The sequence below is a fragment of the Bacillus sp. ISL-46 genome (genome assembly GCF_018613205.1).
The window spans coordinates 35,793-44,187 of the sequence record NZ_JAGGQR010000037.1; the positions used below are offsets into that span (position 1 = coordinate 35,793).

An 8,395-nucleotide genomic window follows, 5' to 3' on the forward strand; every position below is an offset into this window, starting at 1 on the left:
AATTTGGTTATGTTAACGTATAATCGTTTAATCGTAACGTCGTAATAAACCTCGCTAACGCTCAGTTGAATCCTGCTTAGGCAGTCTTCTAATAAAACATACCGTTTATAATTTTCTAGATGTTACTGAAGCTGATAAGTTTTGGTTACATCACCAAGCCGTTAGGCGAAGGTTATACATATATACTTTTTAACGCTTATTCTCGTTTGTTAGAAACATGAATATGTTAAACGACATCTATAAGAATAAGAGTTAAACACATGTAAAAAGTGCCCTCCGCCTTACAGCCCCATGGAATTAACCGTATTTTTTAAAGTATCATATTTGCACAGAAATAGGGCATTGGAGTATCATATTTGCACAAATGCCTCATTTTCATTTCTTGTTCGAATAAGATTTCATTGCCTTTTCTTTCTGATACAGTTTCATAGTTTCCTGAAAATCGGCTCGAACCGCTACAGTAAATTCTGTTTCTTTATCCATACGGTACATTAGGTCGGGATTAACACGGTAGATCGAAACACTGTGAGAACCAATTTTCGTGGTAACACCACGTCTAGATAATTGATTCAACAGCCTGTTGATTGTTGACCGGTCTGTACCAAGCAATTCGGATAATTCGCATTCAGACATTGGATCAAGTGCCTTGTCGTCCTGTTCATTTGGATTATTACACAACAGAAACGTCTTATAGTGGAAGTACGGTAGGATTGCGTACAGTAGCCCTGCTAGTTGAATCGTCAAATCGTATTCTTCTTGCAGCTTTAAAGTAAACTGCTGATATAACTTAGTGAAATGAACAGTGTGACCCTTGCCAATTCTGTGATATTCCGTAGATACGCCATAAACGATACTGCGTCCTTCACGTTCCTTGTAGAGTACACCTGTCTCAACTAGCTTAGGAAGTAACCTTTTCGTCTGTGGAACGCTTTTACCGATTGCCTTTGAGATACTAGTAACATTCATTTTTTCGCCCCGAATGGTTAACTCACCTTTTCTCTTTAAGTTCATATACGGAAGCAGCAGAAATACTGCTCCCATCTCTTCAAGCGATAGTCTACTAGATAACGACTTTATTGCATCATGGTAACAGGCGACCCAGTTCTTTGATCGTCCATTTATGATCGCATTTTCACGTTCAATCTTCTTCAGATAAGCGTCTCTTTGTTGATTAGAAGTAATCGTGAATTCAGACGGATTGACTAAGTATTTAACTTCGCCAGTTACATTGTGAGCCCAATGTTCCACTCCGTTAATTGTTGTATGAAATTTCGTATAACCTACATTTGATTCCATTTATAGTTCACTCCAATTGTGGTGGTAAATTTTTTTCAGTTGGGAATATGTCGTTGTAGTCGTTCGTTATCGTTTTGTAGTCGTTAGGGTCGTTTATTGAGCGTTGAGGATCCGTTTAGGGGATTCTTTTTAGACGGCGGTTTGTCTTGGGATGTGGGTCCAAATTTCGTATTTATTGGCGGTACTATTTGTACTCTGGCTAACACTAAACATTTCTCCAGGTTCATTAGGCGAGTAATTTCCTGTGCTAAACAGATATAAAAACTTATTTAATTTCTGTTCATCTAGTTTCGAATTGCCATTTGATTGTCCTTTGACTAACCATCCAGTTGCTTTAGCGTGGGCACGTTGTTCTTCCATTGTCATTAAATCTAGATTGTGTGAACCGTTTTCCATTTTAACCCTATTTTTGTGGTTAACCGTCAGGTCTATTAACGCCTTTCCTAAAAATTGGTAAGCCACTAACTCATGGACTTTGTAGTTATGGCTTTGTCCTTTGTAACTAAAAGAAACAACTTGATACCCTTCTGGTGTAACACTAAGTTTTAACCACGCACCTTTCCGCTTATTGGACCAAACTCGACCTGTATCAGTACAGATGTAATAATCTCCTGTGTTTATAATTTCTTCCAATTTCTGATACCTTTGCATATTCATTATTTTGTTCCTCCATTTTGTTTAATAAGTTGTTTTTATTTACGACTAAGAATCAATTAAAAAAGCCGAGAGCGATATGCTCCCGACCTATTCACATGTTGCTATTAAATTGTTGATTTCCCGATATAGCTTAGTTAAACGACTAATCATATCATCGTTTAAACCAATTTCACTGCGAATTTTACGTTCTAATCCTACGCTCAGTGGACGCTTACCCTTTTCTACAGCTGAAATCATTGACTGAGTAACGCCTACTTTTTTAGCTAATGATGATTGGTCCAGGTTTATTGCCGATCTTATGAAAGGTAATGCGTTCGCTTTGATGTTCATAATTTATCACCTCCTTAAAAGTCGTATTCTATGACGAGAGAACCAAATAAAAAAGGCCGTTCCCCCTTTAGGAACGACCCTTATACTGAAAGAATGCTACTTAGTTAAATATGCCCTCATATATATAAACAATGAGAAGACAAAAAAGTCGTCAAGATTTCACTAATACTTTTCGACATTTTCCGCAATAACAACTTTAGACCTAATAATATCCCCTCATATATATAAGCAATGAGAAGACAAAAAAGTCGTCAAGATTTTTCAAATATTTTTCGACAAAATTTTCATCTCGCACAAAACCCTTATGTATCAAGGTTTATAGAAGTTGTCTGAAAATAAAAACTTTTAGTTAGTAATCTCGATTGTGTCTAGTGGTCACTGGTTATTGTCAATTCGATCCAATATGTATGTCATGGAACCAACAATCTCTATGTTATTTCAGTAGGCATATTCCCAAATGTAACGACGGCATCGGCTTGGTTCGCATCAGCAACAGGAATAACGATGTTATACCGTTTACTACGTTAGTCAACGTTGGTACGTGTGGAACGCAATCTCATCATCAACTTCTATGCGGCATAAATCGTTTACTATATAGTTAATCTGCAATAATTACCTTAAATACAATGTTTAGAGGCCATTCTAATCAATTATAGCGGTAAATAGAGAAGGAATATGCTCTAACAAGAAGAATTATAATTGTGTATGTAATGAAAAACAGGAGGTTATTTTTATGAACACTGAGACCTGCCAAAAATGCGGCAAAGATTTTAACTACAAAGTTACTGATATGGGTGTTCCAGGAGGTAAAGAGCGAGAGTATATAGATTGCCCTTATTGCGGTGAAACAAGTGGATCGGTTGTAACAAGTGGTTTTGTTTATACCTATAAAATTGAGAGGATTTCTAAGAATTGATATTATCGAAGAGCCCTAAAAAGGGCTTTTCTTTATTATCTAAAGAACGACCTGAACTCCGACCACATCCTTCAACGCAATCCGGTGGTATTCGCCAATCTCGACTTCAATTCGAAGCTGGTGCGTAATCGGGTCAACGTAATGAACACGTCCATTTATATCCAACGTAAAGCCATCGTCCCAGACGGTTATCTTTACCGCAAGGTTAAACTCCATCGCATAGCATATCCGCTGATCGAATTCCTCCGCTTGATTTTCGTCTATTATTGGCCGTGCTTGTCGTTCCTGGTCCTTAAACATCTCACGCTGCATTTCGAATGCTAACGGTAAAAAGGACGCAGGCTGCCATTTAAGTTTTCCTCGATCACGTATTGTCATTTCGTTCATCTCCTTCGTTACCATCGCACACGAACAAACGTTCTAATTGTAAAAAAAATAAAAGACCACTTTTTCAGCAGTCTTTAACTTTCTTATTCAATTAAAGCACCCGTTACTTTAAGTGAAAACTTTCACAATGTGCCATATATAAGAACAAGATTCAGTGCTTTTATTTTTAGGAAATTTGTGATAATTTGATTACTTGTTAGAAAAGCTTTTTGTATTATGACTAAAATTATTTATAAATTGAAAACCATAAAGCAATAATGCCCTTAAAGAGTTAACTACTAAGAATTGAAATTTTGTTAATTTTACTAAGGAACCAATTTTATAACGGTCTAACAATTTTAATCCACCTAAAAATGTAAAACTAATGTGAAGAATTAGGTTAGAAATTATATACAATGGGAATTTACCAAAAGTCAGTTTTAACATCCAAAGACTTGTAACAATATATGGACCGAAATTAAAAAAGGTCATACCATCCAATGGTGGCACTACCTTATAAAATCGCCACCATTTTTTCTTTTCACCGTATAAATTTATTGCTTTGTTGAATGTTGCTATAAATATTGATGCTGGAAGAAATTTTTTTAATGAATTTCGACCAAAGAATGGAACTGTTAGCCAAGGTAAAATTAGTAAAGCGAAATAAAATAATTTTGGGTTTTTCATTATATCACCTCCTTATTTATGGTGTGTGCTTTTTTACCCACTTATCCAGATACTTTTATAAAAATTTATTTCACAAACCTGCTCCGTTAGTGGAACAAGAAAAAGAGCCGCAGATACGACTCTTTGTTAAACATAAGTAACCAGTTAGTTAAAATTACTTTGAGGGTTCAGTAATGTAATAAACACTTATTGACAAAATCATCAGTAAAATTAGAAGGGCGTGAAGACTTATTCCTACTATGCTACAAACCTTTCCTGAAATTGCCAAACCTCTACCATTTTCACTTAAATTATCAATCTCTACAATACTTTTAGATGATAAAACAAGCCCAATAATACCAAGGACTAAACCAATGTAAGGCACTATTATTGATAATATGCCCAACGTAAGTGCAGCGATGGATTTATTATTTGTTTTCTTCACGTTAAACCCCTCTTGTTATAGAAATTTTCTTTTTCTATCTTATTTGACGAATTATCCTCTTATTACAAAAATACTAGAAATATTTGGTTAAACTATCCTGCCCCGTTACTTCAATAAGAAAAAAGCATTACCGTTGTTCCAGTAATGCCCCCGTTAGCCCAATAACATTTACTTTTTTCTGCTAATCAAATAAAGAGTAAATCCAATGAGTATTGATGCAATTGCACCAATTAATACTTTTATATCTGAAACTCTGGCAACGAAGGTATCCTCACTTGTTTGCTCAATATAAAGGACTGTCAACCACTCTTCTCCAGTAGAAACATAAATTCCCCAAAGAAGCCAAGCTAAAAAGAGAAACAAAGAAAATAAAGAGATAGCAATTTTTCTATTCAATATTGATCACCCCTTAAAATTATATATTCGATTTTTGTAAGGGTAATCCCTGTATCTTATTAAGTTAACCTGCCACGTTAGTTTAACAAGAAAAAACGCCACCCGTTAAGGTGACGTAAGCTATCGGGCTTACTTAAATTCGTAATTCAACGGTGAATGAGGGCTGTGCTGATTCTGCACGTCCAAGTTCGTTTTTTTGAACGTTACGACGCACCATATTCATATGCCAATGGCGGAAAATAAGTTGAAGACAAACCCTATTCGTATGGCGTAAATTTCTACTTTTATCAGTCAAGGGTTGATTAAGTTATCCAACATCCTTAACGGTGAAAATTCCCTATGCCGATCTCTTACGTCATTCCCGAAAAGGTTAACGTATGTCTTAACTATCTCAAACGAAGTATGTCCTAAGATTGCTTGCAACTCAAATATGTTCGCACCGTTCTGCACCGACAATTTGGCAAACGTATGACGAAATGTATGAGGACTGCATCGAACTCCTTTAATTCCAGCTTCATTTCCATACTTCTTTATCTGATTCTGAAGGCCACGTTTAGACAACGGATTGCTATCGACTGTGACAAACAAAGCATTCGTCTCAATGCTACCTCGTATAGTGATATACTTCTTCAGTTGTTGCCTCATTGGTTTCGTAATAGGTACTTGTCGTTGACGATAACTTTTAGATTGTCTAATTATGATTAAATCATCTTCCCATAGAATGTCCTCAATCGATATGCCTACCAATTCGCTAGCACGTATACCAGTTTCCAATAACAGCATTAGTATCGTGTAATCACGAACTCCAGTGAAAGTTTTTAAATCTGGTTGCTTAAATAGCTTATTGAGCTGTTCCTTCGAAAATGTCGCTATTACTGTCTTCCTATCTTTCAATAACGTAATGCCATCAAAAGGATTTTGTGGAATATGTTTCGCCTTAAACAGATAGTTAAAGAACGCCCGTAATGCTCGTAATCGTGTATTAATCGTCACTATTCGTAAACCCTTTTGATGACGCATATATGCAATTACATTTTCTTTTATATGTTCCTGTGTAACAAGTACGGGCGACAACGTTTCAACGTTAATCCCCTGCTCCCTTAGTTGATTCAAACATGCGTGGATTTCATTTTGATAGTAACGAATGGTATGTGGACGTAAATTACGTACCTCACAGTCTTTTAGAAATAAATCCAATGCAGCGGCAAACGACTCTACGTAAGTCTTCACCTTTGTTTCCATAATCCGTATTTCCCGTTGATTTAACTCGTTTTTTCTCCTGCTCATCGATCAGTCGACCTCCACTGCGTATTAACAGGTGCGTCAGATTTGAACTTATTCGTAGACGGTTTTTAGGGCAACGAAAAAAGCGTCCCTACCGTAGCAGGAACGCTTAAAACGTTGATATGACGAGCATTCTCGTTTTTCTTTCGTAAACAAATTGATACCGGTGATCGGGGTCGAACCGATACTCCTCACGGAACACGATTTTGAGTCGTGCGCGTCTGCCAATTCCGCCACACCGGCGCGTATAAAATTGTTTTGATAAAGCAATGCCGAGGACCGGAATCGAACCGGTACGGTAGTCACCTACCGCAGGATTTTAAGTCCTGTGCGTCTGCCAGTTCCGCCACCCCGGCAAAATCTAATTACCTGTTTTTATCCATACCTAGCAAATGTTTTATGGAGGCGGCAACCGGATTCGAACCGGTGGTAAAGGTTTTGCAGACCTCTGCCTTACCACTTGGCTATGCCGCCATATACATTGGAGCGGAAGACGGGATTCGAACCCGCGACCCCCACCTTGGCAAGGTGATGTTCTACCACTGAACTACTTCCGCAAATTGGCTGGGCTAGCTGGATTTGAACCAACGCATGTCGCAGTCAAAGTGCGATGCCTTACCGCTTGGCTATAGCCCAATGTTATTCTAATTATTTAATAATAATATTATGGGGCGACTGATGGGAATCGAACCCACGAATGCCTGAACCACAATCAGGTGCGTTAACCACTTCGCCACAATCGCCACAATATAATTGGCAGGGGTAGTAGGAATTGAACCCACACCAAAGGTTTTGGAGACCTTCGTTCTACCTTTAAACTATACCCCTATAAATGGTGGAGGGGGACGGATTCGAACCGCCGAACCCGAAGGGAGCGGATTTACAGTCCGCCGCGTTTAGCCACTTCGCTACCCCTCCACATATTATATTCACTGTGTAACTTCTGGTGCCGGCGAGAGGACTTGAACCCCCAACCTACTGATTACAAGTCAGTTGCTCTACCAATTGAGCTACCCCGGCATTTTTTTAGTTTAAATGGTGGCTCAGGACGGAATCGAACCGCCGACACAAGGATTTTCAGTCCTTTGCTCTACCGACTGAGCTACTGAGCCATATTAGGATTACATCCTACAACCATTCTTGTTAAGTCCTTTGCTCAAAAGAACTTTCGTTCTTTCTCGCAGATTGCCGCAGAAGCATTTCCAGTGAAGTGAGCAATCTGCTCTACCGACTGAGCTACTGAGCCAACATTAATGGCGGTCTGGACGGGACTCGAACCCGCGACCTCCTGCGTGACAGGCAGGCATTCTAACCAACTGAACTACCAGACCAATTGCGGGGACAGGATTTGAACCTGCGACCTTCGGGTTATGAGCCCGACGAGCTACCGGACTGCTCCACCCCGCGACAATGAAAATATAACATTTTTGAAAATATGGTGGAGGATGACGGGCTCGAACCGCCGACCCTCTGCTTGTAAGGCAGATGCTCTCCCAGCTGAGCTAATCCTCCACAAATCAATGGTGACCCCTACGGGACTCGAACCCGTGTTACCTCCGTGAAAGGGAGGTGTCTTAACCGCTTGACCAAGGGGCCATATCTTTTAAAGAAATTATGGCGGAGAGCAAGGGATTTGAACCCTTGAGACAGGGTTACCCGCCTACACGATTTCCAATCGTGCTCCTTCGGCCACTCGGACAGCTCTCCATAATGGCTCCGCAGGTAGGACTCGAACCTACGACCGATCGGTTAACAGCCGATAGCTCTACCACTGAGCTACTGCGGAATAATAATATTACAGCCTGGCAACGTCCTACTCTCACAGGGACGCATGTCCCAACTACCATCGGCGCTGAGAAGCTTAACTTCCGTGTTCGGTATGGGAACGGGTGTGACCTTCTCGCCATTATTGCCAGACCATTTATACGACACTATTTTATTATAATGTCTTTTTCATATTTTTCAAGAGGAATTTTTTTTTTTTTCATTCCCTCAAAACTAGATAATGCAGAAGAAGTTTGTAAAAACGAGTATGCCTT

At 39.1% G+C, this 8,395-nt stretch carries 9 protein-coding genes, 16 tRNA genes and 1 rRNA gene; 1 reads left to right on the forward strand and 25 read right to left on the reverse strand.

The window, feature by feature from the left end:
- Positions 1 to 375: 375 nt before the first annotated feature.
- The 3 genes from J7E67_RS17670 to J7E67_RS17680 all read right to left on the reverse strand — a co-directional run bounded on the left by J7E67_RS17670 (position 376) and on the right by J7E67_RS17680 (position 2,283).
- Positions 376 to 1,296: a helix-turn-helix domain-containing protein gene (locus tag J7E67_RS17670; protein ID WP_214732528.1), complete on the reverse strand. Its 921-nt coding sequence runs from the start codon at positions 1,294 to 1,296 to the stop codon at positions 376 to 378.
- A 129-nt stretch (positions 1,297 to 1,425) separates the two neighbouring features.
- Entirely contained in the window at positions 1,426 to 1,953 is a 528-nt protein-coding gene (locus tag J7E67_RS17675) for a hypothetical protein (protein WP_214732529.1), read from the reverse strand.
- A gap of 87 nt (positions 1,954 to 2,040) precedes the next feature.
- Entirely contained in the window at positions 2,041 to 2,283 is a 243-nt protein-coding gene (locus J7E67_RS17680) for a helix-turn-helix transcriptional regulator (RefSeq protein WP_214732530.1), read from the reverse strand.
- Between the two features lie 733 nt (positions 2,284 to 3,016).
- Between J7E67_RS17680 and J7E67_RS17685 the strand changes: the two genes are divergently transcribed.
- A complete protein-coding gene (locus tag J7E67_RS17685; RefSeq protein ID WP_214732531.1) occupies positions 3,017 to 3,199 on the forward strand; it encodes a hypothetical protein in 183 nt (60 codons plus the stop codon).
- Positions 3,200 to 3,238: 39 nt separating this feature from the next.
- Here J7E67_RS17685 and J7E67_RS17690 read toward each other — a convergent pair whose 3' ends face one another.
- The 22 genes from J7E67_RS17690 to rrf form a co-directional block, all read right to left on the reverse strand.
- A complete protein-coding gene (locus J7E67_RS17690) occupies positions 3,239 to 3,577 on the reverse strand; it encodes a YolD-like family protein (protein ID WP_214732532.1) in 339 nt (112 codons plus the stop codon).
- 198 nt (positions 3,578 to 3,775) lie between these two features.
- Entirely contained in the window at positions 3,776 to 4,252 is a 477-nt protein-coding gene (locus tag J7E67_RS17695; protein WP_214732533.1) for a hypothetical protein, read from the reverse strand.
- Between the two features lie 154 nt (positions 4,253 to 4,406).
- Positions 4,407 to 4,676, reverse strand: coding sequence for a DUF4190 domain-containing protein (locus J7E67_RS17700; RefSeq protein ID WP_214732534.1), 270 nt, complete (start codon positions 4,674 to 4,676; stop codon positions 4,407 to 4,409).
- 168 nt (positions 4,677 to 4,844) lie between these two features.
- Positions 4,845 to 5,072, reverse strand: coding sequence for a hypothetical protein (locus J7E67_RS17705; RefSeq protein ID WP_179602067.1), 228 nt, complete (start codon positions 5,070 to 5,072; stop codon positions 4,845 to 4,847).
- Positions 5,073 to 5,363: 291 nt separating this feature from the next.
- Entirely contained in the window at positions 5,364 to 6,359 is a 996-nt protein-coding gene (locus J7E67_RS17710) for a tyrosine-type recombinase/integrase (RefSeq protein ID WP_214732535.1), read from the reverse strand.
- A 158-nt stretch (positions 6,360 to 6,517) separates the two neighbouring features.
- Positions 6,518 to 6,599: transfer RNA gene (locus J7E67_RS17715), tRNA-Leu, on the reverse strand.
- Between the two features lie 27 nt (positions 6,600 to 6,626).
- Positions 6,627 to 6,712 (reverse strand) — tRNA-Leu (locus tag J7E67_RS17720).
- Positions 6,713 to 6,756: 44 nt separating this feature from the next.
- A tRNA-Cys gene (locus tag J7E67_RS17725) sits at positions 6,757 to 6,830 on the reverse strand.
- 8 nt (positions 6,831 to 6,838) lie between these two features.
- A tRNA-Gly gene (locus J7E67_RS17730) sits at positions 6,839 to 6,913 on the reverse strand.
- Between the two features lie 4 nt (positions 6,914 to 6,917).
- Positions 6,918 to 6,992 (reverse strand) — tRNA-Gln (locus tag J7E67_RS17735).
- A gap of 31 nt (positions 6,993 to 7,023) precedes the next feature.
- A tRNA-His gene (locus J7E67_RS17740) sits at positions 7,024 to 7,099 on the reverse strand.
- Between the two features lie 11 nt (positions 7,100 to 7,110).
- Positions 7,111 to 7,184, reverse strand: a tRNA-Trp gene (locus tag J7E67_RS17745).
- Between the two features lie 5 nt (positions 7,185 to 7,189).
- Positions 7,190 to 7,274, reverse strand: a tRNA-Tyr gene (locus tag J7E67_RS17750).
- 26 nt (positions 7,275 to 7,300) lie between these two features.
- Positions 7,301 to 7,376, reverse strand: a tRNA-Thr gene (locus tag J7E67_RS17755).
- 16 nt (positions 7,377 to 7,392) lie between these two features.
- Positions 7,393 to 7,468, reverse strand: a tRNA-Phe gene (locus tag J7E67_RS17760).
- A gap of 142 nt (positions 7,469 to 7,610) precedes the next feature.
- Positions 7,611 to 7,687, reverse strand: a tRNA-Asp gene (locus tag J7E67_RS17765).
- Positions 7,688 to 7,689: 2 nt separating this feature from the next.
- Positions 7,690 to 7,763: transfer RNA gene (locus J7E67_RS17770), tRNA-Met, on the reverse strand.
- 29 nt (positions 7,764 to 7,792) lie between these two features.
- A tRNA-Val gene (locus J7E67_RS17775) sits at positions 7,793 to 7,868 on the reverse strand.
- 9 nt (positions 7,869 to 7,877) lie between these two features.
- Positions 7,878 to 7,952: transfer RNA gene (locus J7E67_RS17780), tRNA-Glu, on the reverse strand.
- A 19-nt stretch (positions 7,953 to 7,971) separates the two neighbouring features.
- Positions 7,972 to 8,063: transfer RNA gene (locus J7E67_RS17785), tRNA-Ser, on the reverse strand.
- 4 nt (positions 8,064 to 8,067) lie between these two features.
- Positions 8,068 to 8,142, reverse strand: a tRNA-Asn gene (locus tag J7E67_RS17790).
- 14 nt (positions 8,143 to 8,156) lie between these two features.
- A 5S ribosomal RNA gene (gene rrf / locus J7E67_RS17795) occupies positions 8,157 to 8,273 on the reverse strand.
- Between the last annotated feature and the right edge of the window lie 122 nt (positions 8,274 to 8,395).